This is a genomic window from Streptomyces sp. S.PB5 (assembly GCF_030403745.1).
Lineage (GTDB): Bacteria > Actinomycetota > Actinomycetes > Streptomycetales > Streptomycetaceae > Streptomyces.
In genome coordinates this window covers 262,191-287,749 of record NZ_JAQMWP010000013.1, presented here as the reverse complement: position 1 = coordinate 287,749, position 25,559 = coordinate 262,191, and the positions used below count along the sequence as shown (strand labels likewise).

24 protein-coding genes are annotated in these 25,559 nt (G+C 71.8%); 15 read left to right on the top strand and 9 right to left on the bottom strand.

The window, feature by feature from the left end; genetic code table 11:
• Positions 1-82: 82 nt before the first annotated feature.
• From PH203_RS32055 to PH203_RS32035, 5 genes are all read right to left on the bottom strand, one after another.
• Positions 83-214, bottom strand: coding sequence for a hypothetical protein (locus tag PH203_RS32055; RefSeq protein ID WP_289924383.1), 132 nt, complete (start codon positions 212-214; stop codon positions 83-85).
• A gap of 71 nt (positions 215-285) precedes the next feature.
• Positions 286-1,923 carry a polyamine aminopropyltransferase gene (locus PH203_RS32050; protein ID WP_289924382.1) on the bottom strand — a complete coding sequence of 546 codons (1,638 nt, stop codon included), beginning with the start codon at positions 1,921-1,923 and terminating at the stop codon, positions 286-288.
• Positions 1,924-2,130: 207 nt separating this feature from the next.
• Positions 2,131-2,649, bottom strand: coding sequence for a DUF2617 family protein (locus tag PH203_RS32045; RefSeq protein WP_289924379.1), 519 nt, complete (start codon positions 2,647-2,649; stop codon positions 2,131-2,133).
• A gap of 804 nt (positions 2,650-3,453) precedes the next feature.
• The gene (locus PH203_RS32040) at positions 3,454-3,729 is read right to left on the bottom strand and encodes a hypothetical protein (RefSeq protein ID WP_289924378.1); all 276 of its coding nucleotides are present in this window, start codon (positions 3,727-3,729) and stop codon (positions 3,454-3,456) included.
• A gap of 22 nt (positions 3,730-3,751) precedes the next feature.
• Entirely contained in the window at positions 3,752-4,003 is a 252-nt protein-coding gene (locus PH203_RS32035; RefSeq protein ID WP_289924377.1) for a hypothetical protein, read from the bottom strand.
• A 129-nt stretch (positions 4,004-4,132) separates the two neighbouring features.
• On the opposite strand from PH203_RS32035, the gene PH203_RS32030 reads away from it, so the two are divergent.
• Complete coding sequence (locus PH203_RS32030; RefSeq protein ID WP_289924376.1) at positions 4,133-5,359, top strand: pyridoxal phosphate-dependent aminotransferase; 1,227 nt, start codon at positions 4,133-4,135, stop codon at positions 5,357-5,359.
• A gap of 119 nt (positions 5,360-5,478) precedes the next feature.
• On the top strand, positions 5,479-6,579 hold the full coding sequence (locus PH203_RS32025) for a mannosyltransferase family protein (protein WP_289924420.1): 1,101 nt from the start codon (positions 5,479-5,481) through the stop codon (positions 6,577-6,579).
• A gap of 10 nt (positions 6,580-6,589) precedes the next feature.
• On the opposite strand, the gene PH203_RS32020 is transcribed toward PH203_RS32025, so the two are convergent.
• A complete protein-coding gene (locus PH203_RS32020) occupies positions 6,590-7,117 on the bottom strand; it encodes a YbjN domain-containing protein (RefSeq protein ID WP_289924375.1) in 528 nt (175 codons plus the stop codon).
• Between the two features lie 199 nt (positions 7,118-7,316).
• Here PH203_RS32020 and PH203_RS32015 point away from each other — a divergent pair, with 199 nt between their 5' ends.
• From PH203_RS32015 to PH203_RS31975, 9 genes are all read left to right on the top strand, one after another.
• Positions 7,317-8,297: an SRPBCC domain-containing protein gene (locus PH203_RS32015; protein ID WP_289924373.1), complete on the top strand. Its 981-nt coding sequence runs from the start codon at positions 7,317-7,319 to the stop codon at positions 8,295-8,297.
• A 92-nt stretch (positions 8,298-8,389) separates the two neighbouring features.
• The gene (locus PH203_RS32010; protein ID WP_289924371.1) at positions 8,390-9,178 is read left to right on the top strand and encodes an aldose 1-epimerase; all 789 of its coding nucleotides are present in this window, start codon (positions 8,390-8,392) and stop codon (positions 9,176-9,178) included.
• A gap of 10 nt (positions 9,179-9,188) precedes the next feature.
• Positions 9,189-9,740, top strand: a complete 552-nt coding sequence (pyrE, locus tag PH203_RS32005) for an orotate phosphoribosyltransferase (protein ID WP_289924369.1) — start codon at positions 9,189-9,191, stop codon at positions 9,738-9,740.
• Positions 9,741-9,865: 125 nt separating this feature from the next.
• On the top strand, positions 9,866-10,888 hold the full coding sequence (fbaA, locus tag PH203_RS32000) for a class II fructose-bisphosphate aldolase (RefSeq protein WP_289924368.1): 1,023 nt from the start codon (positions 9,866-9,868) through the stop codon (positions 10,886-10,888).
• A gap of 58 nt (positions 10,889-10,946) precedes the next feature.
• Entirely contained in the window at positions 10,947-12,395 is a 1,449-nt protein-coding gene (locus PH203_RS31995) for an MFS transporter (RefSeq protein WP_289924367.1), read from the top strand.
• A 190-nt stretch (positions 12,396-12,585) separates the two neighbouring features.
• The gene (locus PH203_RS31990) at positions 12,586-12,999 is read left to right on the top strand and encodes a DUF3151 domain-containing protein (protein ID WP_289924366.1); all 414 of its coding nucleotides are present in this window, start codon (positions 12,586-12,588) and stop codon (positions 12,997-12,999) included.
• Positions 13,000-13,147: 148 nt separating this feature from the next.
• A complete protein-coding gene (locus tag PH203_RS31985; protein WP_289924364.1) occupies positions 13,148-13,987 on the top strand; it encodes a tryptophan 2,3-dioxygenase family protein in 840 nt (279 codons plus the stop codon).
• A complete protein-coding gene (gene kynU / locus PH203_RS31980; protein WP_289924363.1) occupies positions 13,980-15,164 on the top strand; it encodes a kynureninase in 1,185 nt (394 codons plus the stop codon). The genes PH203_RS31985 and kynU overlap by 8 nt, the downstream gene beginning before the upstream one ends.
• A gap of 111 nt (positions 15,165-15,275) precedes the next feature.
• A complete protein-coding gene (locus PH203_RS31975; RefSeq protein WP_289924362.1) occupies positions 15,276-16,202 on the top strand; it encodes a transaldolase family protein in 927 nt (308 codons plus the stop codon).
• 97 nt (positions 16,203-16,299) lie between these two features.
• On the opposite strand, the gene pabB is transcribed toward PH203_RS31975, so the two are convergent.
• On the bottom strand, positions 16,300-18,381 hold the full coding sequence (pabB, locus tag PH203_RS31970) for an aminodeoxychorismate synthase component I (RefSeq protein ID WP_289924361.1): 2,082 nt from the start codon (positions 18,379-18,381) through the stop codon (positions 16,300-16,302).
• 57 nt (positions 18,382-18,438) lie between these two features.
• Positions 18,439-19,170, bottom strand: a complete 732-nt coding sequence (locus PH203_RS31965) for a methyltransferase domain-containing protein (RefSeq protein ID WP_289924360.1) — start codon at positions 19,168-19,170, stop codon at positions 18,439-18,441.
• 254 nt (positions 19,171-19,424) lie between these two features.
• On the opposite strand from PH203_RS31965, the gene PH203_RS31960 reads away from it, so the two are divergent.
• Complete coding sequence (locus PH203_RS31960; RefSeq protein WP_354671284.1) at positions 19,425-21,419, top strand: GAF domain-containing protein; 1,995 nt, start codon at positions 19,425-19,427, stop codon at positions 21,417-21,419.
• 17 nt (positions 21,420-21,436) lie between these two features.
• Here PH203_RS31960 and PH203_RS31955 read toward each other — a convergent pair whose 3' ends face one another.
• Positions 21,437-22,648, bottom strand: a complete 1,212-nt coding sequence (locus PH203_RS31955) for a transposase (protein WP_289924359.1) — start codon at positions 22,646-22,648, stop codon at positions 21,437-21,439.
• Positions 22,649-22,979: 331 nt separating this feature from the next.
• Here PH203_RS31955 and PH203_RS31950 point away from each other — a divergent pair, with 331 nt between their 5' ends.
• The 3 genes from PH203_RS31950 to PH203_RS31940 all read left to right on the top strand — a co-directional run bounded on the left by PH203_RS31950 (position 22,980) and on the right by PH203_RS31940 (position 25,543).
• Positions 22,980-24,461 (top strand): AMP-binding protein, encoded by a 1,482-nt coding sequence (locus PH203_RS31950; RefSeq protein WP_289924357.1) that lies wholly within the window; start codon positions 22,980-22,982, stop codon positions 24,459-24,461.
• A gap of 370 nt (positions 24,462-24,831) precedes the next feature.
• Positions 24,832-25,098, top strand: a complete 267-nt coding sequence (locus PH203_RS31945; protein ID WP_289924355.1) for a phosphopantetheine-binding protein — start codon at positions 24,832-24,834, stop codon at positions 25,096-25,098.
• A gap of 70 nt (positions 25,099-25,168) precedes the next feature.
• Complete coding sequence (locus PH203_RS31940; RefSeq protein ID WP_289924354.1) at positions 25,169-25,543, top strand: ectoine synthase; 375 nt, start codon at positions 25,169-25,171, stop codon at positions 25,541-25,543.
• Positions 25,544-25,559: the final 16 nt, after the last annotated feature.

Below are 25,559 nucleotides of genomic sequence, written 5' to 3'. Positions count from 1 at the left end.
CGTCATCCGGCCCGTTCGTCATCGTGCCTCTTCGTCATCGTGCCTCTTCGTCATCCGACACCCTCGCCGTCTGACCTCTTCGTCAACCGACCAGCACCCAGGCCGCCATCAACGCGAGGAATCCGAACAGCAGCAGCGTCGGCAGGCCCAGAATCGCGGCGACCACCCCCCACCTGGTGCCGCCCGCCGTCCGGTCGCCGTCTGCCATCGCCATGAGCCCCGCCCCTTCTCGTACTGCCGTTCGGATACGGCCAGTTGACCGCTGACAGTACCCGCCGGAACCGCTCAGTACCGCGGATGCACCAGCGTCGACACCTCCGTCCCCCCGACCCGCATCCGCTCCGCCGACCGCCCGTCGGCCTCCAGCCCCGCCTGCGTCAGCGTCCGCAACGGCAGCTCGTGCGCGTCCAGGCGCAGGACCGGACGCCGGGACGCCGAGGCCAGCACGAACCCCCAGTCCCGCGGTGCCCGGCTCGCGCCCGTCGTCCGGTCCGGGCCCGCGGCGAAGCCGGAGTCGCGGCCGCCGACGCGGTAGGGAGCCGCCTCGAACCCCGCCGCGCGGATCGTCGTATCCACCGTCCAGAAGACCCGCGGCCGGGAGGACACCGGACCGGCGTGCACCACCAGCCGACCGCCCGGGGCCAGCACCCGCCGGGCCAGGCCGTAGAACTCCTGCGAGTACAGCTTGGTGCTGGCCGTGATGCCCGGATCGGGCAGATCCGCGACGACGACGTCGTACCCACCCCGCGGTGCCCCCCGCAGCCAGTGGAACGCGTCGCCGGTGCTGACGCGGACGCGCGGGTCGTCGTACGCGTGGCCGTTCAGCGTCGACAGCCGGGGGTCCTCGCGTGCCAGCCGGACCACGCCCGCGTCGAGTTCCACGAGGTCGACCCGGTGCACGTCCGGGTGGCGCAGCACCTCGCGGGCCGCCAGGCCGTCGCCGCCGCCGAGGATCAAGACGCGCGCGTGCTCGCCGTACATGGCGGGGTGGACCAGGGCCTCGTGGTAGCGGCGTTCGTCGCGGCCGCTGACCCTGAGGCGGCCGTCGAGGAAGAGGTCGAGGGGGCGGCCGTGGGTGCCGCCGGTGAGGACGACCTCCTGGATGCCGGTCTGGAGGGCGACGTGTACGTCCTGGCCGTACACCGCCTGACGGGCCGCCCGTTCGAAGTCGTCGACCAGGACGGCGGCCGCGGCCAGGACGCCGAGGACCGTGAGGTTGGCGATCACCAGGAGGCAGCGGGCGCGGCAGGTCAGGTCGCGGTGGAACAGGCCGAGCACCAGCGCGCCGCCCACGATGGCGTTGACGGTGCCGGTGATCAGGACGCCCGTGAGCTGGCCGAGCATCGGCAGCAGCAGGAAGGGGAACGCGAGGCCGCCGACCAGCGCGCCGACGTAGTCCGCCGCGAACAGGTCGGCCACCGCGCCGCCCGCGTCCTGCCGGCGGATGCGCTGGATCAGCTCCATCAGCAGCGGGACCTCGGCGCCGATCAGCAGGCCGATGGCGAGGGAGAAGGCGACGAGGAGGCAGCGGGGGCCGTGGGCCCAGATGCCGCCCCAGTCGCCGGTCCACGCGAAGACGGCGTACAGGGCCATCGCGCTGAGCCCGCCGACGAGGGCGAGGGCGGCCTCGATCGCGCCGAAGGCGGCGGCCGCGTGCCAGCGCAGACGTTTGGCGAAGAGCGAGCCGATGCCCATCGCGAAGACCATGACGGACAGCACGACCGAGGCCTGGGTGACCGAGTCGCCGATCAGGTACGAGGCCAGGGCGACCAGTTCGAGTTCGTACACCAGTCCGCACGCGGCGCAGACGAAGACGCCCGCGAGCACCAGGAACCTGCCGACCCCGGGCCGCACGGGAAGCCGCGCGGGCCCGGCCCAGGGCGGCGGGGCGCCGGGTGGGGCGGGGGCGTGCGGTTCGATCACCTTGCGACGGTACGTCACTCGCAGGGCACGCTTCGTCACCCACAAGTGTGGAACTGGAGGTCAACCAGGTGCCTGGGGTTTGTGCGGTGGATCGGGTCGCCACCCGGGGTGCAAGCTCGGGGGTAGGGCTTCGGGGTACGGCTTCGGGGTACAGCTTCGGGGTACGGCCTCGGGGTACGGCCTCGGGGTACAGCGTCGGGGGTACGGCTAGAGCGCCGCCGGCACCCGCACACCCACCCGGGTCCGTGTCGCCACCAACTGCCCGTCCTGCGGATACGCATGCCAGGTCCGCCACTGCACCTGCCCCTCGTGCCGCTGGGCCAGCAGTGCGGTGAAGGCGTGCGGGCTGCCGGGGAAGACGCCGGCCAGACCGTGCGGATGGTCGGAGACGAGGGCCAGCAACTCCTGCGCGCGGCCCGCGAACTGACCTGGCGACAGTCTCTCCACCCGGGCCGCGAACTCGTACTCCCAGTCGCCCACCCGCTTGGCGACGCCCAGCGGCAGCGGGGTGCTGCTGCCCGGGATGCACGCCACCGTCTCCGAACAGGTGCCCCGCTCCTCCTCCAGAAGCACCTGGTGGGACGCGCCGAGGAGTCTCAACTGCAGCTTCGCCCCGGCGAACTCCAGGTCGAGCGTGGCCAGTGCGGGGAGCGGTTCGCGTCCCAGGGCCCAGGCGAGGTCGGCCGCGCGCGTGTCGGTGTACGAGGTTTTCAGGGTCGTGAGCATGGATCGGCTCCGCTAGCACGCAAAGAAAGAAAAGGGAGGGGTGGCTTTGGCGCCCCCGGGTCGACACCGGCGGGGATTCGGCCCGGTCGGCCCGGTCGGAAGGTCAGCAGGGTTGTCTCTGGGACGTCCGAAGGGCCGCGTTGGGTGATTTAGAGAGAATCATGAACTGTGGCGCCGCCACAGCGTTTTTACCCAACTTCGTGGGGTTTCCATCCCTCAGAGGGCTCCACAGTTCAACTGTTCAACCACGGCGCACGCCAGGCCCGCCAGGGCGTGCGCCGGAGTGACCGGGCGCTCGCGACACACAAAGAGCCGGGCCCCACCCCCGTGCGGGCCCGACTCCCGTGCCGCCGCATCCGCCCCCGTTCCGGAAGGACGACGTTCAGAAAGTCCTTCATCAAGACGAGCTGCTTCCGCAGGAGGAGCTGCTCCCGCACGATGAACTGCTTCCGCAGGACGAGCTGCTCCCGCAGGACGAGCCACCCCCGGAAGACCCGCCCTCACAGGACGAACTCCCCCCGGATGACCCGTCGCCGGAGAACCCGCCGTCCTGCGGTTGACCGACGCCCCCTCCGCTGACGACCCACCAGCTGGGGTGGCTGTCGGGGGTGAAACCGCCGCCGCCCCCTCCAGGCCGCCGAGGTCCCTGACGATCCGGCCGGCGACCTGCCTGACGACCCGGCTGACGCCGATTCGCCCCCGTGACCGCCGCCACGACCAGGGCCAGGAACACGATCAGCGCGATGATGCCGAGAGCCGTACCCATGACATCCATGGCATCCATGCCATCCCCCTTTCCGCGGCTCAGCTGCCGCCGCCGCAGCCGCCCCCGCCACCGCAGGACGACCCGCCGCCACAGGAGGAGCTGCTCCCGCAGGAGGAGCTCGAGGAGCCGCACGACGAACCACCGTCGCTGCTCGAACCACCGCCGCTGCCCGACCCGCTGTCGGCCCACCAGCTGCCGCTGTCACCCGAACCGTGGTGCGCGTGCGCGCGGCCGGAACCCGAGCTGGTCGCCGCCACGAGCATGCAGATCACGAACGCGACGCAGGCAACGGCCAGAGCGATGCCGATGATCATGATGTCTTCCCCCTTCCGCGGCTCAGCTGCCGCCGCCGCAGCCGCCCCCGCCACCGCAGGACGACCCGCCGCCACAGGAGGAGCTGCTCCCGCAGGAGGAGCTGGACGAGCTGCACGACGATCCGCTGCTGTTGCTGCCGCTGCCGGAGGCCCACCAGCTGTTCCTGCCCCTGTTCCGGCGCCGACGCGCGGCCGCGCGGTTCTCCCGGAGGCCGATGCGTACGGCCATGAAGAGGGCTACTGCGGCGATCGCCAGGATGATGCCGAGAGTCATGGCGTCACCCTCCTTCCATCGCACCCGAGACGACCCCCCGTGGGCGCCTCGCCTTGTGCGTGCGGTGGAGATGCCCCCGTGTCTCAGCAGCCAAAGCAGAGTTGAGGAACTCCAGAGCTTGGGCGCAGGATGACCGGCATGACCTCCACCGCACGCCCGCACCTCAACCGCCGGCTCGCCGAGTTCGGGACGACGATCTTCGCCGAGATGTCCGCCCTGGCCGTGCAGACCGGCTCGATCAACCTGGGGCAGGGTTTCCCCGACACGGACGGCCCCGAGGAGATCCGCGAGGCGGCGGTGCGGGCGCTGCGCGACGGGCGCGGCAACCAGTACCCGCCGGGCCCGGGCATCCCCGAGCTGCGTACGGCGATCGCCGCGCACCAGCAGCGCCGGTACGGGCTCACCTACGACCCCGACACCCAGGTCCTGGTCACCGCGGGCGCCACGGAGGCCATCGCCGCCGCCCTGCTCGCCCTCCTCGAACCGGGCGACGAGGTGATCGCCTTCGAGCCGTACTACGACTCCTACGCGGCCTGCATCGCGATGGCGGGCGGGACCAGGGTTCCCGTCACCCTTCGCCCGCACGAGGGACGCTTCCGGCTCGACCTCGACGAGCTGCGCGACGCGGTCACCGACCGCACCCGGCTCCTCCTGATCAACACCCCCCACAACCCCACCGGCACGGTCCTCACCCGCGAGGAGCTCACCGCGATCGCCGAGCTCGCCGTCGAACGCGACCTGCTGGTCGTCACCGACGAGGTCTACGAGCACCTGGTCTTCGACGACGCCGAACACCTGCCGCTCGCGACCTTCCCGGGCATGCGCGACCGCACGGTCTCCATCGGCTCGGCCGGCAAGACCTTCTCCTTCACCGGCTGGAAGGTGGGCTGGGCGACCGGTTCGCCGTCCCTGGTCAGCGCGGTGCGGTCGGCGAAGCAGTTCCTGACGTACGTCTCCTCCGGGCCGTTCCAGTACGCCGTCGCCGAGGCGCTCGCGCTGCCCGACACGTACTTCACCGCCTTCCGCGAGGACATGCGGGTCAAGCGGGACCTGCTGGCGGCGGGGCTGGCGGAGGCCGGTTTCGAGGTGTTCCGGACGGCCGGCACGTACTTCATCACCACCGACATCCGCCCCCTCGGCGCTGCGCTGTCGCACGAGGGCGACGGCTTCGCCTTCTGCCGTGCGCTGCCGGAGCAGGCCGGAGTGGTCGCCATCCCGAACGCGGTCTTCTACGACCACCGGGAGGCCGGCGCCCCCTTCGTGCGGTTCGCCTTCTGCAAGCAGACGTCGGTCCTGGAGGAGGCCGCGAAGCGGCTGAGGACGCTGGCGGACCGGGGTCAGACACCGGGCGCATGATGCTCGCTTATGCCTGACTTCTTATGCAATGTGCTGATGTGACCCACGCCAGCACCCTCGCACCGCCCGCCGTCACACCCCCCGGCACTGCCGAACGCACCACGCGCCGCCACCCCCTGGTGACGGCGCTCGGCCTGTTCGCCGCGGCCCGGCTCACCGGTACGGCCGTACTCGCCGCGACCGCCTGGGCCACCGGACACCGCCCGCTCACCCTGCTCGGCCGTTCCTGGGACTCCCGCTGGTACCTGGGCATCGCCGAGCACGGATACGGCCACGCCCGGCACCTCGGTCCGGACCTCGTCTTCAGCGACCTCGCTTTCTTCCCCCTCTACCCGGCACTGATCCGGACGGTGACCGCGCTGACCCCGCTCGGCGGCGGCGCGGCGGGTCTGCTGGTGTCGTGGACGGCGGCGGGCGTGGCCGCCGCCGGCATCTACGCCCTCGCGGCCCGCCTCCACGGACGCGCGGTCGCCACCGCCCTGGTCCTGCTGTGGGGCCTGCTGCCGCACTCGGTCGTGCTGTCGATGGCGTACACCGAACCCCTGCTGACCGCGTTCGCCGCCTGGTCGCTGTACGCCGTCCTCACCGGGCGCTGGCTGTGGGCGGGCACGCTGGCCGCGCTGGCGGGGCTGGCCCGGCCGAACGGTCTCGCGGTGGCGGCGGCGGTGCTGGCGACGGCGGCCTACGAGATCGTCCGGCGCCGCGGAAAAGTTACCCACAGGCTGTGGACGGGCGCCGCGCTCGCACCGCTCGGCTGGCTCGCGTACGTGCTCTGGGTCGGGCACCGCGAGGGCGATCCGCTCGGCGGCTACTTCGAGGTGCAGCGGCTGTGGGGCTCGCGCTTCGACTTCGGCGCCGGCTCACTGCACTTCGTACGCCACGTCCTCCTCCAGGGCGACCGCCCGCTCTACCCCATGGCGATGCTGATCGTCGCGGCGGCGGTCCTGCTGTACGCGCTGCTGCTCGCCGACCGCGCCCCGCTGCCCCTGCTGGCCTACAGCGGCGTACTCCTGCTGATCACCCTCGGCGGCTCGGGGTTCTTCGAGTCCAAGCCGCGCTTTCTGCTGCCCGCCTTTCCGCTGCTGCTGCCGCTCGCGCGGGCGCTGGTACGGACGGCGAGAGCCCGGCCCTGGCACGCGGCGCTGGTGGCCGGTGCCCTGGCCGGGCTCTCGTTCGGTTACGGCGCGTATCTGGTGGTTGTCGCCGATACGCCCCTGTAGCCGCTCAGGCTTATTCGTCGCCCTCGGGCTTCTCGGCGTCGTTGACCTCCTGCTCGAGGCCGAGCTGCTCGACGAGCCACTTGTCGAACTCGATGGCGGCCCGCACCCAGCTGACCGTCGACGACACGAAGTGCTCCAGGCTGACGCCGGTGCCGATCAGCATCTGCGCCTCACCGATGAGGCGGACGGTGCCGTCGTCGTGGGTGTGCGTGTAGACCTTGGGCCACAGGGTGCGCCGGTTCCAGTCGTCGATGGACTCCAGCAGCTGCGGCTTCTCGTCGATCTTGTGGGGCCGGTCGTAGAACGTCCGCACCGAGAAGACCTGCTGGTCGTCCTCACCGCGGAACATGAAGTACGTACGGAACTGCTCCCACGGCGCCGCGAGGTCACCCTCTTCGTCGACGACGTACTTGAGCTCCATCTGGTCGAGGAGCTGCTTCACGAGGTCCTGATCCGGGACGACGGGGCCCGCCGGTCCTTGGGGCTGCGGCTCGGGCTGGCCCCCGAAGTTCGGAATCGAGGACGGGTCGATGGACATAACTGGGAACTCCCGTGGTCGTCTGGCTCGTCCGGCCATCGCTGAGACCAGACGTACAGCCCACCCTCTCTCTCTTGGCCGGTGCCCGGCAACCTGCTCGGGCTGTCGGCGGCGACTCACAGGGCGGGTGCGCCAGACGCGCGGTCACTTTCGACCAACGCGGGTGCATGGCGGCGCCCACTGGGTAGGCTCCGCAGACATGGAGCATGAGGTGTTCGTTCCGGTTCCGGCCGAGCGGCTCAGGGAGGTGCTGGGGGACCCCGCCCGGGTCGCCCGGGCCGTTCCCGGGCTCCAGCAGGACGCCGGCGCCGAGCCCGTCACCGGGCGGCTGAAGGTGCGGGTCGGCGGCCACACCATCACCTACCGCGGTTCGGCCCGGCTCTCCGCACGGGAGGACGGCTCGTACGCCGTCGAGGGCGACGCCACGGAGGCGCGCGGCACCGGCGCGGTGAAGCTCGCCCTCACGTTGCGGGTGGGGGAGGCCGAGGGCGGGTCGACACTCACCTTCGACGGGACCGCCTCCGCGGACGGCCGCATCAGCGAACTCCCGACGGACGCGGTCGTCTCGGCCACGACCCGACTGCTGAACCGTTTCGCGGAGCAGCTGGGGAACGCGGCGGGCGAGACGGGGCGGAAGGCGCGGACGGGGGAGGAGACGGGCGCCGCCGGAGCGGTCGACCCTGCGGCGGCCGAAGGCACCAAGGCCGACGAGGATGCCGAGAACCCGCTCACCGAGGCCACCGGGCCAGCGGTCGGCGAGGCAACCGAGCCCACCGAGCCCCTTACCCCGGGAGACACCGAGGACTTCGGACCTCCCGCGGCCGGCGACTTCGGCCCCTCCACGACCGGCGACTTCGGCCCCTCCACGACCGGCGACTTCGAACCCGCCCCTGACGCCGAGGACGCCTCGCCCCCGGTGGAACCGCCCGTCACCCCCTCCACCCCCGACGACTACACCGGCACCCCCGACCTCCCCGCCGAAGCCGCGCACGCTCGGCGGACGATGATCGGGCGGAGTGCGGAGGAGGTGGATCACGCGCCGCCGCGGGGGCGGTACGCGCCTGTGCCGGCGCCGCAGACCGTCGACCGTCGTTCCGCTCTGCGCTGGGCGGCCCCGGCCGCGGCCGTCGTCGTCGCGTCGGCGATCGTCGTCGGGCGTGTGCTGCGCAGGCGGCGCTGAAGCCGGGGCGGAAGAGAAGAGGGGGAGAGGAGAGCGGAAGAGAAAAGGGGTGGCCCGGAGCAACCGCTTGATCGCCCCAGTAGGGTCGTCCCGTGAGTAACGAACCCATCACGCTGACCGCGGGCGACGCGGAGGCGACGGTGCTGCCGGGCAACGGCGGGCGGATCGGCGGGCTGCGCGTCGGCGGTACCGAACTGCTGCGGCAGGGCGAGCGCTTCGGCTGCTTCCCGATGGTGCCGTGGTGCGGCCGGACCAGGGACGGCCGGTTCCGGGACGGGACCACCGTGCACCAGCTGCCGCTCAACTCCCCGCCCCACGCCATCCACGGCACCGCCCGCGACGGCGCCTGGCGCATCGCGCGCACGGCGCCGGACGAGGCGGTCATCACGTACGACCTGGTCGAACCGTGGCCCTACTCGGGCCGGGTCACCCAGCAGGTCGCCCTGACCCCGGACGCCCTCACGCTCACCATGGCCGTGGAGACGTACGACTCCTCCTTCCCGGCCCAGATCGGCTGGCACCCGTGGTTCAACCGGAACCTGGGAGGGGAAGACGTGCGGCTCGACTTCTCCGCCGCCTGGCAGGAGGAGCGGGGGGAGGACCATCTGCCCACCGGCAAGCGGACCGACCCGAAGCCCGGGCCGTGGGACGACTGCTTCGGGATGCCCGGCGGGGTGGATGTGAAGCTCACCTGGCCGGGGCAGCTGGAGCTCACCGTCGCCTCGCGCGAGGAGTGGGTCGTGATCTACGACGAGCAGGCCGAGGCCGTGTGCGTGGAGCCGCAGACCGGGCCGCCCAACGGTCTGAACACCCTCCCTCGCCTGGTCACGCCCCTGGAGCCGCTGGAAGCCGAGACCGTCTGGAGCTGGCGGCGCCTCTAAGCTGAGCGGTATGACGGACGACGTACGCGGCGCGCTGCTGCAGCAGATCAAGGACAAGGCCGTGGTGCACGGCAAGGTGACCCTCTCCTCGGGTCTGGAGGCCGACTACTACGTCGACCTGCGGCGCATCACCCTCGACGGAGAGGCCGCCCCACTGGTCGGCCAGGTGCTCCTGGACCTGACCGCCGACCTCGACTTCGACGCGGTGGGCGGGCTGACGATGGGCGCCGACCCGGTCGCCGCCGCCATGCTGCACGCGGCCGCCGCGCGCGGGAAGAAGGTCGACGCCTTCGTCGTGCGCAAGGCGGCCAAGGCCCATGGTCTGCAGCGGCGGGTCGAGGGTCCGGACATCGCCGGCCGCCGCGTCCTCGTCGTCGAGGACACCTCCACCACCGGCGGCTCCCCGCTCACCGCGGTCGAGGCCGTGCGGGAGGCGGGCGCGGAGGTCGTCGCCGTGGCCACGATCGTGGACCGCGCCACCGGCGCCGCCGAGAAGATCGAGGAGGGCGCGGGGGTTCCCTATCGGTTCGCGTACTCCAAGGACGAGCTCGGGCTGGATTGAGAGCAGGGACTTACGGCCGCTCGGAGCATCCCGGTTCGTCTGGAAAGATGGGGCCGACGATGACGTCGCCCCCTAGGTCAGGGCCGTAAGGAACACGCCAACCCGCACAATCAAGGAGCGGTCAGATGCCCATCGCAACTCCCGAGGTCTACAACGAGATGCTCGACCGGGCCAAGGCGGGCAAGTTCGCCTACCCGGCCATCAACGTCACCTCGACGCAGACCCTGCACGCGGCACTGCGCGGCTTCGCCGAGGCCGAGAGCGACGGCATCATCCAGATCTCGACCGGCGGCGCCGAGTTCCTGGGCGGTCAGCACAACAAGGACATGGTCACCGGTGCGGTGGCGCTGGCCGAGTTCGCGCACATCGTGGCCAAGAAGTACGACATCACCGTCGCGCTGCACACGGACCACTGCCCGAAGGACAAGCTCGACGGGTACGTACGGCCGCTGCTGGCCGTCTCCGAGGAGCGCGTCGCCCGGGGTGAGAACCCGCTCTTCCAGTCGCACATGTGGGACGGCTCGGCCGAGACCCTGGCCGACAACCTCTCCATCGCGCAGGAGCTCCTCGAGCGCGCCCGCGCCGCGAAGATCATCCTTGAGGTCGAGATCACCCCGACCGGTGGCGAGGAGGACGGCGTCTCCCACGAGATCAACGACTCCCTCTACACCACCGTCGACGACGCGATCCGCACCGTCGAGGCCCTCGGTCTCGGCGAGAAGGGGCGCTACCTGCTGGCCGCGTCCTTCGGCAACGTCCACGGTGTGTACAAGCCGGGCAACGTCGTCCTCCGTCCCGAGCTGCTGAAGGAGCTCAACGAGGGCGTGGCCGCCAAGTACGGCAAGGCGTCGCCGTTCGACTTCGTCTTCCACGGCGGTTCCGGCTCCACGGAGGCGGAGATCGCCACCGCGCTGGACAACGGCGTCGTCAAGATGAACATCGACACCGACACCCAGTACGCCTTCACCCGCCCGGTCGCGGACCACATGTTCCGCAACTACGACGGTGTCCTGAAGGTCGACGGCGAGGTCGGCTCCAAGAAGACCTACGACCCGCGCACCTGGGGCAAGCTGGCCGAGGCGAGCATGGCCGCGCGCGTCACGGAGGCCTGCGCCAACCTGCGTTCCACGGGTACGAAGCTGAAGTAACCCGAGGTACTTCTGCGAGCCCGGTGCTACGGCACCGGGCTCGCTGTATATGTGGTGCATGTCCGACGTCCGGCTGTCCTCACCGCAAGGCAAGTGGATCCTGCTGACCACCGTGCTCGGCTCCAGCATGGCGATGCTGGACTCGACCGTCGTCAACGTGGCGCTGCCGCGGATCGGCCGGGATCTGGACGCGGACCTCGCCGCGCTCCAGTGGACCGTCAACGCCTACATGCTGACCCTGGCCGGGCTGATCCTGCTCGGCGGATCGCTCGGGGACCGGTACGGGCGGCGCAAGGTCTTCGTGGTGGGGGTGGTGTGGTTCGCCGCCGCCTCCCTGTTGTGCGGGCTCGCGCCGAACGCCGAGGTCCTCATCGCCGCCCGGGCCCTTCAGGGAGTCGGCGGCGCGCTGCTCACCCCCGGGTCGCTCGCCCTCATCCAGGCCTCCTTCCATCCCGACGACCGGGGCAAGGCGGTCGGGCTGTGGTCCGGCTTCGGCGGGATCGGGGCCGCCGTCGGTCCCTTCCTGGGCGGCTGGCTGGTGGACGGGCCCGGCTGGCGCTGGGTGTTCCTGCTGAACGTGCCGCTGGCCCTGGTCTGCGCCCCGATCGCCGTACGGCACGTCCCGGAGTCCGGGGACGGACGCCGGCACACGAGCTTCGACGTGCTGGGCGCCTTCCTGGGCGCGGCCGCGCTCGCACTCGTCACGTACGCGCTGATCGAGGAGGACTGGATCACCGCGGTGCTCGGTGTGGCCGTCGGGGTCTCCTTCGTGTACGTCGAGAAGCGGCGGCCGGATCCGATGATGCCGCTCGGGATCTTCGCGTCGAGACAGTTCACGGCGGTCAACCTGGTGACGCTGTGCGTGTACGCGGCCTTCAGCGGGTTCTTCTTCCTGGGGGCGCTGCAGCTCCAGGTCGTGGCGGGCTACTCCGCCCTCGGTGCCGGTACGGCGCTGCTGCCGACGACCGCGATCATGCTGCTGCTCTCGGCCCGCTCGGGTGAGCTGGCGGACCGGATCGGCCCGCGCATCCCGCTCACGGTCGGCCCGCTGCTGTGCGCGGCGGGGATGCTGCTGATGCTGCGGGTGGGGCCCGACGCGTCGTACCTCGCGGACGTCGTACCGGCTCTGCTCGTCCTCGGTCTCGGCATGGTCACCCTGGTCGCCCCGCTGACGGCGACCGTCCTGGCCTCGGTGGACGTGGCGCGGGCAGGTCTGGCCAGCGGCATCAACAACGCGGCGGCCCGGGCGGCGGGGCTGATCTCGGTGGCCGCGCTGCCGCTGATCGCGGGGATGGGGGAGGAGGCGTACCGGACGCCGGGGGCCTTCGATGATGCGTTCGGGCGGGCGATGGTGGTGTGTGCGGGGCTGCTGGTGCTGGGGGCGGGGGTGGCCTTCGCTACGGTGCGGCGGTTGCCGCCGGACTGTACGCGGCCGGAGTGTCTGCACCATGGGTCGGTCGTGGCGCCGCCGCTGGAGGGGCAGCGGTCGCGGGGGAAGCTGGCCTGAGCGTCCCCGGGGTGGGGGTTGCCGTGGGGGGGGGCGCTTGCCCGCGCTGGCGGGGTGCCTCCCCCAGAGGGGGGACCCCCAGCGCCCACCCGTGCCGCCCTAGGCGGCACGATTGCCCGCAGCTTGTGCGGCGGGGGACGCACTGATGCCCGCAGCTTCTGTGGGGGGCCGGATGGAGGAGACTGGAGGCATGTCGATTCACGAGAACCTTCTCGGGGGACCGCCCCCGACTCAGCTGCCCGATGATCCGGAGCCGCGGGAGCTGCTGGCGAGCGGTACGGCGCCTGCGGATGTCGCCGCGAAGTATCCGACGTCCTCGCTGGCCTGGGCCCAGCTGGCCGACGAGGCGTTCGAGCGGGGCAGTGTGGTGGAGTCGTACGCCTATGCCCGTACGGGGTACCACCGCGGCCTTGACGCGCTGCGGCGCAACGGGTGGAAGGGGCACGGGCCCGTGCCCTGGGAGCACGAGCCGAACCGTGGGTTCCTGCGGGCGCTGCACGCGCTCGCCCGTGCCGCCGGTGCGATCGGGGAGCAGGAGGAGTACGAGCGCTGCTCGCAGTTCCTGAAGGACTCCTCGCCCACGGCGGCGCAGACGCTCGGCTAGTCCTGGGACCTGTCCAAGGCCCGGCTGTGATCCAGTCGGGCCTTGCACTTCTCGGGGGTGAACCCTGAGGATTCGGGTGGGGACCGGGGCCCCCGTGTCGGTAACGGCAGGGGCGGACCGCTACCCGGAGTAATAGCAGGAGACAGCGATGTCCCACGAGGCTCACGAGATCGAAGAGCCGTCGACTCCGCATCTCGACTTCGAAGGCACGACGCCGTACGAGGACTACGTCAAGGCGGACGTGCTCACCCACCTCCAGAGCACCCTCTCCGACGATCCCGGAGAGATGGTCTTCCTGGTCACGACCCAGGTGATGGAGCTGTGGTTCACCGTCATCGTCCATGAGTGGGAGACCGCCGCGCGGGCGCTCCGCTCCGATGACGTGCCGGTCGCCATCGATGCGCTCAAGCGTTCCGTACGGGAGCTGGAGGCCCTCAACGCCTCCTGGAAGCCGCTCGGGCAGCTCACGCCGGCCCAGTTCAACTCGTACCGTGCCGCCCTCGGTGAGGGGTCCGGCTTCCAGTCCGCGATGTACCGGCGGATGGAGTTCCTGCTGGGTGAGAAGTCCGCGTCCATGCTCGTGCCCCACCGCGGGGCGCCGCGTGTGCACGCCGAGCTGGAGAAGGCGCTGCACGAACCGAGCCTGTACGACGAGGTGCTGCGGCTGATGGCGCGGCGCGGGCACGCGATCCCGCAGACGGTGCTGAGCCGTGACGTCGCGCAGCGGTATGTGCCGTCGGCCGAGGTCGAGGCCGCCTGGACGGCCGTCTACTCCGGTGACGCCGGTGATGAGGTCGCCCGGCTCGGTGAGGCGTTGACCGATGTCGCCGAGCTGGTGTGGCGATGGCGGAACGATCATCTCGTCGCCACCCGGCGGGCCATGGGGGCCAAGGCCGGTACCGGTGGTTCGGCCGGGGTGGCCTGGCTGGAGAAGCGGGCGCAGAAGAACGTCTTCCCCGAGCTGTGGACGGCGCGGTCCCATGTCTGAACTCGACTTCAAGGCAAGGGAGTTGGACGCGGGCGATCAACTCGCCGGTCTCCGCTCGCAGTTCCTGCTCGATGACGTTGTTTACCTGGACGGGAACTCGCTGGGTGCGCTGCCCGCCTCCGTCCCCGGGCGCGTCGAGGACGTCGTGCGGCGGCAGTGGGGCGAGTTGCGCATCCGGTCCTGGGACGAGAGCGGCTGGTGGACCGCGCCCGAGCGGATCGGTGATCTTATCGCCCCGCTGGTGGGGGCCGCGGCCGGGCAGATCGTGGTCGGGGACTCCACAAGTGTCAATGTGTTCAAGGCACTTGTGGCGGCCGTGCGGATGGCCGGTCCCGGGCGGGACGAGATCGTCGTCGACGCCACCACCTTCCCGACCGACGGGTACATCGCCGAGTCCGCCGCCCGGATGACCGGGTGCACCCTGCGGCCCGTCACACCGGCCGAGGTGCCGGGAGTGCTGGGCGAGCGTACGGCGGCCGTGCTGCTGAACCACGTCGACTACCGGTCGGGGCGGTTGCACGATCTGCCCGGACTGACCGCCGCCGTGCACGCGGTGGGGGCGTACGTCGTCTGGGACCTGTGCCACAGCGCGGGCGCGATGCCGGTCGGGCTGGACGAGCACGGGGTCGACCTCGCGGTCGGCTGCACCTACAAGTACCTCAACGGCGGGCCCGGTTCACCGGCGTACCTCTATGTGCGGTCCGGGCTCCAGGACCGTTTCGACTCGCCGCTGCCCGGGTGGAACTCGCATGTGGAGCCCTTCGGGATGCGGCCCGACTTCGAGGCGGCGCCGGGGGCGCTGCGGGGGCGGGTCGGTACGCCGGACATTCTCTCGATGCTCGCCCTGGAGGCGGCACTCGAGGTGTGGGACGGCGTCTCCATCGAGGCGGTGCGGGCCAAGTCGCTCGCGTTGACGGACTTCTTCCTGGAGTGTGTCTCCGCGTACGTCGACGAGGGGCGCGTCGAGTGTGTGACCCCCCTGGCGCATGCCGAGCGGGGGAGCCAGGTCGCGCTGCGGTGTGATGACGCCGGGGATGTGATGAAGCGGCTCATCGAGCGGGGTGTGGTCGGGGACTTCCGGCATCCGGATGTGCTGCGGTTCGGGTTCACGCCCCTGTACGTCGGGTTCCGTGATGTGGAGCGGGCGGCCCGGGTGCTGGGGGAGGTCGTGGCCTGAACCCGGCGCGTCTGCCTGCACCCGGTGCATCTGACGGAGTCCGTGGAGACCTGACAACCTCTGGGCCGCGCCATCATCCGTGCCCGGTGTTCGGCGTAGCGTCGAAGGGTGATGACGACGGAAGCCATGCGGCTCTTGGACGAGCTCGCTGCCGAAGGAGTCTCGCCCTGGTGGGCGGCGCGACCGGGGGAGCAGCCGGCCGTGCCCGAGGCCCTGTCGTGCGGGTTCCGGGGTGTACGGATGGCGGCCGGGACGCCGGTCGGCGTGGTGCGGGCGGCCTGTGACGAACTGCGGTCTTGTGGTGGGTTCGTGGCGTTCGGCGCGGCCGCCTTCGACGGGGCCGACGATCCTGCGGCCTGGGTGGCGGCGGCGCGGATGCTGCACAGCGGCGTCGACCGGCCGAATCTGCTGGTGGGTGTTCCGGCGACGCCGGCCGGGCTCACCGCTGTCGAGCGCTGCCTCGCGGAGGGCATCGGCATCGAGGCGACCTCGGTGTTCTCGGTGCGGCAGTACCGTGCCGTACTGGATGCCCAGTGCGCCGGCCTGGAACGGGCCCGGGCGCGCGGGGTCGATCTCGCGGCTCCCGGGGCGGCCACCTCCTGTGATCTGGGGGCGCTGGACGCCGCGGTGAACGCCCGCCTCGACCGGCTCGGCGACGACGGCGCGGCGGGTGAGCTGCGGGACACGGCGGGACTGGCCACCGCGCGGCTGCTGTACCGGACACGGGAGACGGCGCTGGCCAGCAAGCGGTGGCTGAGCCTGCGGGAGTCCGGCGCCCGGCCGCTGATGCTGCTGTGGTCGGGGTTGCGGCCCGAGCAGGTGCGGTCCCTGGTCAGCTGGAACACCGGGCATGTGCTGAGCGCGGAGACGGTGGAGGCGGCGGCCCGCGGGCACGGTCTGGAGGGCGACACCCTGCTCGGGCGGCACGAGCAGTCCGTGCAGGCGCTTCGGTTGCTGGCCGAGCGGGGCGTGGATGTCGAGGCGGTCGGGGCGGAGCTGTTGCGGGCCCGGTCCGTGTCTTGGAGCCGGGCCCGCTAGGCGCTCCGCTGGGTGAGGCGGGTTGGGTTGTCTGTTGGCTGCGGCGCCGTTGTGGCTGGTCGCGCAGTTCCCCGCGCCCCTTCGGGGGCGCTCCTGCTCAGGCGTTCTGACGAGTGAGCGTTGCTTCCTGGAACTTCGTGCCGGTCAGTGCCAGCAGCGGGGCCGCCTTGACGATGGTCTCCTCGAACTCGGCCGACGGGTCGGAGAGGGCGACGATCGCGCCGCCGACGCCGTAGCGCAGCTGGCCGGGGGTGACCACGGCGGTGCGGATGACGACGCTGAAGTCCGCGGCGCCGGTGAGGGAGAGGTAGCCGATGGCGCCGGAGTAGATTCCGCGCGGGCCGTCCTCCAGGTGGTCGATGATCTCCATGGTGCGGAGTTTGGGCGCGCCGGTCATCGAGCCGGGCGGGAACGCCGAGCGCAGACACCGCACCGGGCTGCTGTCGGCGCGCAGTCGGGCGGTCACCGTGCTGACGAGCTGGTGGACGGTGGCGTAGCTCTCGACGGCGAAGACCGGGTCGGCGCGCACGGTGCCGGGTTCGGCGCAGCGGCCGAGGTCGTTGCGGACCAGGTCGACGATCATCAGGTTCTCCGCGCGGTCCTTCTCATGGGTGCGCAGGTCGGCGGCGAGGGCGGCGTCCTCGGCGGGGGTGGCGCCGCGGGGGCGGGTGCCCTTGATGGGCTTGGACTCGGCCACTCCGTCGGCGGAGATGCGCAGGAAGCGCTCGGGGGAGGTGGACAGGACCGACAGTTCGCCGAAGCGGAGGAGGGCGCCGAAGGGGGCGGGGCTGCTGCGGCGGAGGTGGCGGTAGGCCTGCCAGGGGTCCAACTCGCCTTCGGCCTCGGCCATGTTGGTGAGGCAGATCTCGTAGCTCTCGCCTGCGGCGATCTCTTCCTGGCAGCGGTCTATCAGGCGGAGATAGGCGGGGCGGTCGTGGCGGAGGCGTATCTCGCCCAGGGTGGTGGGGGGTTCGGGGGGCGGGAGGGTGCCGGTGAGGGTGGAGAGGCGGCGGGTGGTGGCGGCGAGCCAGTCCCGGGCGGCCTGCGTCGCGCCGGTCTCCGCCAGCGCCAGCAGATGCGTCGTACCCGTCTCGTGGTCGAGGACGAGGGCCCGGTCCGCGAAGACCATGACGGCGTCGGGTTCTTCGGTGCGCGGGCCGAGGGGCGCGCCGCACTCCGCCTTGAGGCCGTAGCCGAGGTAACCCGTCCAGCCGAGGGCGAAGTCGCAGGGCAGCGGGGGGACTTCGACGTCGAGTGAGGCGAGGTCCTGGTCGAGCCAGTCCAGGAACGGGCCTTCGACGGTCTCCTCGGTGCCGGCCGACCGGACGGTCACCGTGTTGGTGGCGACGTCGGCGGTCGCCACCCGGGCGAGGGGGCCGGAGGCGTCGCCCATGACCGAGAAGCGGCCCTGGGTGCCGCGCCGGCTGCTGTCCAGCCAGAACGCGTGGTCGGCGCCGGTGAAGAGCCGCTCGTGGAGGGTCTCCTCGTCGCAGGGGGTGGGCAGTTGGGCGGTGAGGACGCGCAGGGACCGGGGGGCGGCCGACCGAAGGTGTGCCGGCTGTACCGTCTGCGCCGTCCGTACCGTCTCGCGATCGCGCCCCGCTCCCGCCGCGACCGGACCGAAGAAGTTGGCCAGCAGTTCGTCGCCGTACTCCGAGCAGATCGACTCGGGATGGAACTGCACGCCCCACTGCGGTCGCGTCCGGTGCCTGAGGCCCATGACCACCCCGTCCGGCGTCCACGCGGTGACCTCCAGCTCCTCGGGCAGGTCCGTCACCGCGAGCGAGTGGTAGCGCACCGCCTCGAACGGCGAAGGGAGCCCCGCGAACAGGCCGTTGCCCTCGTGCAGGACCGGCGAGGTCTGCCCGTGCCGGGGCCGCGGGGCACGTCCGACGTGTGCGCCGTGTGCCAGCCCGATGCCCTGGTGGCCGAGACAGATGCCGAGCAGGGGCAGTGCCGTGCTCGCGATGATCTCCCGGCAGATGCCGAAGTCCTCGGCGCGCTCGGGGGTCCCCGGTCCGGGCGAGATGACGACGCGGTCGAAGTCCGCCAGCTTCGCGGGGTGCCAGTGCGGGTCGTCGTTGCGGACGACCGTCGGCTCCTCGCCGGTGACGCGGGCGATCTGGTGCACGAGGTTGTAGGTGAACGAGTCGTAGTTGTCGACGAGCAGTGTGCGCATGGAGGTCCGGTCTCTCCTCGGGTCTCTCCTCGTACGGACGGCGTACGGACGGGCAGGTCAGCCGATGGCCACGATCTGCAGGAGCAGATGCTCGACGAGGTCGTCGCCGTACTCGCCCTCGCGGACCGTGCGGCTGTCCACGAGCCGCAGTTCGCGGTGGGTCTCGGCGGCGAGGCGGGTCAGGAGCGGGTGGTCGCCGCGGCTGCTGAAGTGCAGCAGGGCCCGTCCGCCGGGGGTGGTGCGGTGCGGGGCCTGCTCCAGGTAGCGGCGGTGGGCCCGGTAGCCGGCGTCGACGTAGGCGCGCTCGTGGTCGGACTCGTACTGGTAGTGGTCGGGGCCCAGGACGTAGTTGGAGCTCCAGAAGACGGTGTCGAAGCGCTCGTCGTCGCCGAGGGCGGCGAACAGGTCGCTGTGCACGGCTCTGACCCGGTCGCTCATACCGTGGCGGCGGGCGTTGACGGCCGCGTTCTCCGCGGCTCGCGGGTTGATGTCCGAGGCGACGACCGGGCCGTGGCCGGCGAGGGCGGCGGTCACCGCGATGACGCCGGTGCCGCAGCCGATCTCCAGGAACGAGCCGCGGTGCGCGCGGTCGTCGACCGGGCCGGTGAGGCCGAGGAAGTCCAGGGCGATGCCGGTCGAGGGCGAGTACACCGGTGCGAACACCTCGTCGAGGAGATCCCATCGGCGTCCCGCCAGGGGGAAGACGTCGGGGCGGTCCGCGCGGCTGAGGGACTGGCGGCTGCGCTCCAGCGAGCGCCGGTAGTCCTGCACCTGAGATGTGTACGGCATGGGTCCCCACCTGTTCCGAACGGCTCTGAGGCGTCGCACTGTGCGATGCCCGTTGGGCTGAGCGTGACGGCCGGTGAGGGTGTGGCGGAAGGTGGTCCGACGACAGCGCTTGCTCGCCTAGTAGGTGTCCGCGCCACAGTCAAGGGTCGTGAACTGGCCTTTTAACGGCTCTGTAGCAGGAATTCGTTGACCATCGAGAAGATTTTGAATTAGCTTTTCATCGAACTTGCACACTTGCTCGGGGGGAGCCGCAGGTGCCGACCGGTGGAGAACCGCTCGACAGGTATGCCCTGGCCATGCTCGAACTGCTGGCCAAGGAGGCGCCCGCCGAGCACTTCGAGGAGCTGGTCCGGCAGGCGGCCGCGGACGGCGCAGGCGAGGACGCGCTGGCCCAGGTCGTCGCGGCCAAGAACCGCTCGCTTGAGGTCCGGCAGCTGTTCGCCCGCCGCCAGCAGCGCGAGGCCGGGCTGTCCGCGCTGGTCGACACGGCCCGCGACCTGACCCATCCGTACAACCTGGACACCCTGCTGACGGTGATCACCCGCCGGGCCCGGCTGCTGATGGGCCTGGACATGTCGTGGGTGAGCCTGCACGGCGACGACGGGGCGTCCCACGTCCGGGCCGCGGACGGCCATGCGTCGGCGATCACCGTCGGGTTCCGGGTGCCGATCGGCGGCGGGGTCGGCCGGCAGGCGCAGCAGCGGTCCGCGCCCTTCTGGACCCCCGACTATCTGGCCGACGACAGCTTCGTCCACAGCGAGGCCATCGACCATGTCGTGCGCTCCGAGGGGCTGCGCGCCATCATGGCGGTCCCGCTGCGCCACGAGCACTCGACGCTGGGCGTGCTGTACGTCGCGGACCGCGACATCCGCCATTTCCTGCCCAACGAGATCTCGTTGATGACCTCGCTCGCGGACCTCGCGGCCGTGGCCATCGAACGGACCCGGCTGCTGGAGCGGACCCGGACCGAGGTCGCGGCGCTGGCGGGCGATGTCTCGCAGGCGCAGGACTCCTCCGCCACCGCGCGCCGGCTGCACAGCATCCACCGGGGCCTGATCGATCTGGCGCTCGGCGGCGGTGAACTGTCCGTGCTGGTGGAGCGGGCGGCGCTCGAACTGGGCGGCGCACTGCTGGTGCGGGACACCGTCGGCAAGGATCTCGCGAGCACGGAAGGCTTCCCGGCGGTTTTTTCAGGCCGTGATGCAACCCGCGTAGATCCCGGGCCGGGCGGTGACCCGGCCGACACCGTGATCGACCGGATCTGCCTGGACTCGCAGGCCGCGGGCGGGCCCGTCCGGTACGACGACGGCGTCGACGGCGTGCTGTCGGCCTGCCCGGTCACCGGCGGCGCGGAGAGCCTCGGCACGCTGGTGCTGGGCGGCGGGATGCCCCCGTCCGAGGAGCAGGAGCAGCTGCTGGGCCTCGTCGCCCAGGCCGTCGCCGTCCAGTTGCTGATGCAGCGCAGTACGGCGGTGGCGGAGGGCCAGGTCCGGGACGAGCTGCTGCACGACCTGCTGCATGTCTCCCAGCTGCCCCCGGGCCAGCTCGCCGCCCGGGGCCGCCGGCTCGCGGTCGATCTCGGCGCGCCGCACGTCATCGTGGTGGTCCGCCCCGAGGGCGGTTCGCAGAGCCGGGCCAACGCCTGGGCGTCCTCGTACGCGCACCGGCTCTCCGGGCTCAAGTACGTCGACGGCGGCCACATCGTGCTCCTGCTGCCGGGCGCCGATCCGGCCGGGGCCGCGCGGGCGGTGCAGCGGGAGCTGTCCGTCGTGCTCGGCCACCCCGTGACCGGGGGCGCCGCCGGGCCGGCCCATGCCCCGGACGAAGTCCGCCACGTCTACCGCGAGGCACAGCGCTGCCTGGACGCGCTCACCGTCCTCGACGGCATCGGCAGCACGGCGTCTCCGCGGGAACTCGGGTTCCTGGGGCTGCTGTTGTCCGAGAAGCAGGACGTGACACGGTTCGTCGGCTCGGCGATCGGGCCGGTCCTCGACTACGACCACCAGCAGTCGACGGAACTGCTGCGGACCCTGGAGTCGTACTTCGCCTCCGGCAGCAGTCCCACGCGGGCGGCGGAACTGCTGCACGTCCACCCCAACACCGTCTCGCGACGGCTGGAACGGATCACCGACCTGCTCGGCCCGGCCTGGCAGGAGCCCGCGCAGGCACTGGAGGTCCAGCTGGCGCTGCGGCTGCATCGGACACGGCACTTGCTGGCGGACGGCGACGGGGGTGTCGTACGGCCGTAGTCGTCGGCGTACGGCGGTCAGGCGCTTCTCGCCTCCAAGGTGTCGAACTCCCCTTGTGCCGCTTCGGACAGGGACCGTGCCGCATAGGCGACCGAGGCCAGTGTGGTGTGGCGGTGCCAGCCCTTGAAGGAGCGGCCGACGAAGTCCCGGAGGCCGACCTCTTCGCCGGTCGTGGCGCAGTCGTGGGTCACCCGGCGGGCCAGTTTGGACAGCCTCAGGAGGATGGGTACCGGGGTGCGGTCCAGGTCGGTCAGCCAGAACTCCGTCGGCGGGCGGTGCGGGTCGGTCCACTCGCCGAGCAGCAGTCCGGGCCGGCCGTCGTCCGTACCGGCCCGGGGGAGTGTCACCGGGACGCCGACCACCGGTGAACTCCGGATCACCGAGGGCCCGTTGAGCGGGTCGGCCCAGCGTACGGGCCTGCGCAGCGCGCGGACCGAGTCGGCGATCCGGCCCACCGCCAGCGGCCCCGCGCCGAAGCCGGGCAGCGACGGTTCGCTCACGGTCACGGCCGTGGCCGCGGACACCCGTACCAGCAGCGGGACCTGGGCGTCCTGGTAGCGCCGGATCGTCGCACCCAGGTCCGGGCCCGCCGCCCCCAGCACCACCGGGCGGCGCGGCAGCCCCCAGTCGAGCGTGGAGCGTACGACCGCCGCCGCGCACTCCTCCAGCGTCTCCTCGCACGCCCCGTCGGGGATGTCGGCCCGCCGCCTGCGTTCGGGGTCGTGGAGCCAGCCGTCCGGCAGATGCAGCCGCCAGTTGACCGGGGCGCTCGACTGCTCGGAGGCGAACCAGAGACCGAAGGCCTGCTGGCCGTTGTCCGGGCCGCCCGGGTGGGGCACGAGGTGCCGGCCGACGCCGACCGAGTGTTCGCCGACCTTGGGGATGACCATCGGCTGGACCACCCAGGCGGCCGGGGTCATGGCGTCCTGGAGCCGGCAAGCCAGTGCCTCCCGCATCGGCGACCAGGACCAGGTGGAGGCGGCGATGAGGTGGTGCAGGCTCTGCTCGGCGGCCCCGCCGCCGACGGCGGAGGCGATCCGGCGCACCGACTTGCGGCCGTCGGCGGCGAGCAGTCCGCGTACGTACTGCTCGGCCCACCAGCGCTGGTCCTTCCTGCGCAGCGTCCGGGGGAACAGCGCGGCGGACAACTCCGCGACGACGTCCGCCGGTTGGTGGACCGCCGCCCACCCCGGGTCCGTCCAGGGCCCGCCGAAGACGGCTCTGCTCATGGTCACGCCTGCCTTTCGTCCGACGGCTCCTGACCCGTCCCACACTGCCGAGTGGGCTGCCGCCCGGAGGAGGTGCGGAGGGAACCCTCTCGGGCGGGCGGGTGGTGGCCGGACCACCACCGGCGGTCCCGGAGCGCCGGTCGAACCGGTCGAAGGGGCCGGAGTCGGGCTCCGGGGGGTGGGCCGGTCACCATCGGGAGTCTGTCGCGCTGCCGGTTCGGGGCCTGGCGTTCCCCTCCTTCAAGAGGCGACCTGACGGACTTTGCCGGACCTGATGAGGATCCTGGACCTTGCTTGTGACACCCCCGGCCCGCTCCACACAGTGATGGCCATGCCCTCACCGCAACTCGCCGACACCGTCGGCAGGTACCGACGAAAACACGCCGACCGGGTGGCACTGTCGTGCTGCCACCGAAGCGTCACGTACGAGCAACTGGACTGCCTGGTACGGGAGTTCGCCGAGCAGTTGGAGCGGTTGCCGCTCGTCCCGGGTGCCACCGTGTGCGTACCGGCGCACAAGTCCCCCGAGACCATCGCCCTGTTGCTCGCCGTGTTCCGGCAGGAGCTCGTCGCGCTCGTCCCGTCGCCCGACCTCGGCGGCGAGGCGCTGGACCGGCTCAGCCGGCGGGCCCGGGCCTCCCATCTGCTGGGCGCGGACGAGCAGGGGCTCCTGTCGGCCGAGCCGATCGAGGCGGACGAGGCCGAGGCGGCGGGGTTCGCGGTCCCCGACCCGGCCCGCACCCGGCTGCTGCTCACCACCTCCGGGTCCACCGGGACCCCGAAGATCGTGCCCATCCCCGTCGAGGGGTTCGCCGCGTTCGCCGACTGGGCCGAGGACGCCTTCCGGCTCACTGGCAACGATGTCGCCCTCTCCTACGCCCCGCTCAACTTCGACCTCGCGCTGCTGGACGTATGGACGTTCCTGCGGCTCGGCGCCGAAGTGGTGCTCGTCGGCAAGGAGCATGCCGCCGATGCCCGTCAGCTGGGGGATCTGGTCCTCGGGCGGGGCGTGAGCTTCGTCCAGGGGGTGCCGATGCTGCACCGGCTGCTCACCGAGGGCGCCGACGGACCGTATCCCACGGTCCGGCAGGCCGTCTTCACCGGCGAGGCCATGCCCGCCGACCTGCTGGCCGCGGTGTCCGAGGCGTTCCCCGAGGCGCGGCTGCACAACGTCTTCGGGTGTACGGAGACCAACGACTCGTTCGTCCACGAGGTGCCCCGCGACCAGGCGGCTGCCGGGGCCGGGGCCGGGGAACGCTTGCCGATCGGGCGCCCGCTGCCGGGTGTGCACGCCCTGGTCGACGGGGCCGGAGAAGGCGCGGGCAGCGGCGAGTTGCTGGTGTCGACGCCGTTCCAGACCGACGGCTATCTCCAGACCTCCCTGAACGAGCGGGTGTTCACCGAGATCGACGGCCGGGTCTACTACCGCACCGGCGACCTCGTCACCCGCGACGCGGACGGACTCGTCCACCTCGAAGGACGCGCCGACTGGCAGGTCAAGGTGCGCGGCATCCGCACCAACCTCCAGGAGGTGGAGGCCGTCATCGCCACCCACCCCGATGTCGCCGAGGCGGTCGTGGTCGCCCTGCCCGACGGGCGGGCCGGGGTCCGGCTGCACGCCACGGTGACCCGGCGCCCCGCCACCGCGCTGACCGGACTCGGCCTGCGCAGCCACGCCGGCGCCCGGCTGCCCCGGCACGCCATCCCCTCCTCGGTCCACATCACCGACCAGCCCCTGCCCCGCACCTCCACGGGTAAGCCCGACCGCAACCGAATCCGAGCCGACCGCCTGAAGGAGACGTCGGCGGCCTGAGTCCTGTCCGCGGCCTGAGTCCCGTCCACGGCCTGAGCCTTGGCCGCGCCGGAGTCCCATCCAGGGCCGGGGTCTCGTCCGCGCCTGAGTCCGATCCGCGGCCTGAGTCCGATCCGTGGCCGGAGTCTCGTCCGTGGCCCGGGGGCCGTCCGCGCCGGGGTTCCGTCTGCGGTCGGGGTTCCGTCCGCGCCTGAGTCCGGTTCGCGGTCGGGGTCTCGTCCGCGCCGGAGTCCCGCCCGCGGCCGGTGTCCCGCCCGCGCCCCGGAAGAGGCCTCCCTTGCACGCCCCGACCTCCCTCCGCCCGACCTCCCTCACCCGACGGAGGCCGCCCGCCCCTGATCCGTCGCCCACGAAGGAGACCTCCCACCTCATGACCGCCCAACAGACAGCCGACGAGCTGCGCGCCTTCATCGCCGCCGAGTTCCTGGACGGCGAGGACGCCTCGGAGCTCACCGACGACTACGACATCGCCGCCTCCGGGGTCATCGACAGCCTCGGTCTGGTCCGGCTGGTCTCGCACATCGCGACGACCTACCAGGTGCCGATGGACGGCATCGACATCAAGCCGGAGAACTTCCGCACCATCGCCGCGATCACCGAACTGATCGGCAGGCACTCCGGCTCCGTCGTGGCCTGACCCACCCCAGCCTCACCTCAACCTCACCCCAACCCCCCCACCCCCCACCAACTCCCCAAGGAGACCTTCCATGTTCACTCGCAGCGTTGACGACGTCGTCCCCGTCGAGTGGGGCAACGGCACCAGCCACCGCCTCCTGGTCGAGGCCGACCGCATGGGCTTCGCCTTCGCCGTGACGATGGTCCGCCAGGGCACCACGAGCGCCCTGCAGTACCGGGACCACCTGGAGGCCTGCTTCTGCGTCGCCGGCTCGGGCGAGGTCGTCGAGAAGGACGGCACCCGGCACAAGATCATGCCGGGCACGATCTACGTCCTGAACGAGCACGACCCGCACTACCTCATCGCCTCCGACTACGAGGACCTGCACCTGGTCTCGGTCTTCAACCCGCCGATAGTCGGCAACGAGCGGCACACCCTGTCCGAGGACGGCTTCTCCCAGTACTGACGGTCTGACGGTTCCA

Excerpts from the sequence above, each read along its gene's own strand:
- PH203_RS32055 (WP_289924383.1), bottom strand. The coding sequence starts at position 214 with ATGGCGATGGCAGACGGCGACCGGACGGCGGGCGGCACCAGGTGGGGG.
- PH203_RS32045 (WP_289924379.1), bottom strand. The coding sequence starts at position 2,649 with ATGCTCACGACCCTGAAAACCTCGTACACCGACACGCGCGCGGCCGAC.
- PH203_RS32040 (WP_289924378.1), bottom strand. The coding sequence starts at position 3,729 with ATGATCATCGGCATCGCTCTGGCCGTTGCCTGCGTCGCGTTCGTGATC.
- PH203_RS32035 (WP_289924377.1), bottom strand. The coding sequence starts at position 4,003 with ATGACTCTCGGCATCATCCTGGCGATCGCCGCAGTAGCCCTCTTCATG.
- PH203_RS32030 (WP_289924376.1), top strand. The coding sequence starts at position 4,133 with ATGACCGGCATGACCTCCACCGCACGCCCGCACCTCAACCGCCGGCTC.
- PH203_RS32020 (WP_289924375.1), bottom strand. The coding sequence starts at position 7,117 with ATGTCCATCGACCCGTCCTCGATTCCGAACTTCGGGGGCCAGCCCGAG.
- PH203_RS32015 (WP_289924373.1), top strand. The coding sequence starts at position 7,317 with ATGGAGCATGAGGTGTTCGTTCCGGTTCCGGCCGAGCGGCTCAGGGAG.
- pyrE (WP_289924369.1), top strand. The coding sequence starts at position 9,189 with ATGACGGACGACGTACGCGGCGCGCTGCTGCAGCAGATCAAGGACAAG.
- fbaA (WP_289924368.1), top strand. The coding sequence starts at position 9,866 with ATGCCCATCGCAACTCCCGAGGTCTACAACGAGATGCTCGACCGGGCC.
- PH203_RS31995 (WP_289924367.1), top strand. The coding sequence starts at position 10,947 with ATGTCCGACGTCCGGCTGTCCTCACCGCAAGGCAAGTGGATCCTGCTG.
- PH203_RS31990 (WP_289924366.1), top strand. The coding sequence starts at position 12,586 with ATGTCGATTCACGAGAACCTTCTCGGGGGACCGCCCCCGACTCAGCTG.
- PH203_RS31985 (WP_289924364.1), top strand. The coding sequence starts at position 13,148 with ATGTCCCACGAGGCTCACGAGATCGAAGAGCCGTCGACTCCGCATCTC.
- kynU (WP_289924363.1), top strand. The coding sequence starts at position 13,980 with ATGTCTGAACTCGACTTCAAGGCAAGGGAGTTGGACGCGGGCGATCAA.
- PH203_RS31975 (WP_289924362.1), top strand. The coding sequence starts at position 15,276 with ATGACGACGGAAGCCATGCGGCTCTTGGACGAGCTCGCTGCCGAAGGA.
- pabB (WP_289924361.1), bottom strand. The coding sequence starts at position 18,381 with ATGCGCACACTGCTCGTCGACAACTACGACTCGTTCACCTACAACCTC.
- PH203_RS31965 (WP_289924360.1), bottom strand. The coding sequence starts at position 19,170 with ATGCCGTACACATCTCAGGTGCAGGACTACCGGCGCTCGCTGGAGCGC.
- PH203_RS31955 (WP_289924359.1), bottom strand. The coding sequence starts at position 22,648 with ATGAGCAGAGCCGTCTTCGGCGGGCCCTGGACGGACCCGGGGTGGGCG.
- PH203_RS31950 (WP_289924357.1), top strand. The coding sequence starts at position 22,980 with ATGCCCTCACCGCAACTCGCCGACACCGTCGGCAGGTACCGACGAAAA.
- PH203_RS31945 (WP_289924355.1), top strand. The coding sequence starts at position 24,832 with ATGACCGCCCAACAGACAGCCGACGAGCTGCGCGCCTTCATCGCCGCC.
- PH203_RS31940 (WP_289924354.1), top strand. The coding sequence starts at position 25,169 with ATGTTCACTCGCAGCGTTGACGACGTCGTCCCCGTCGAGTGGGGCAAC.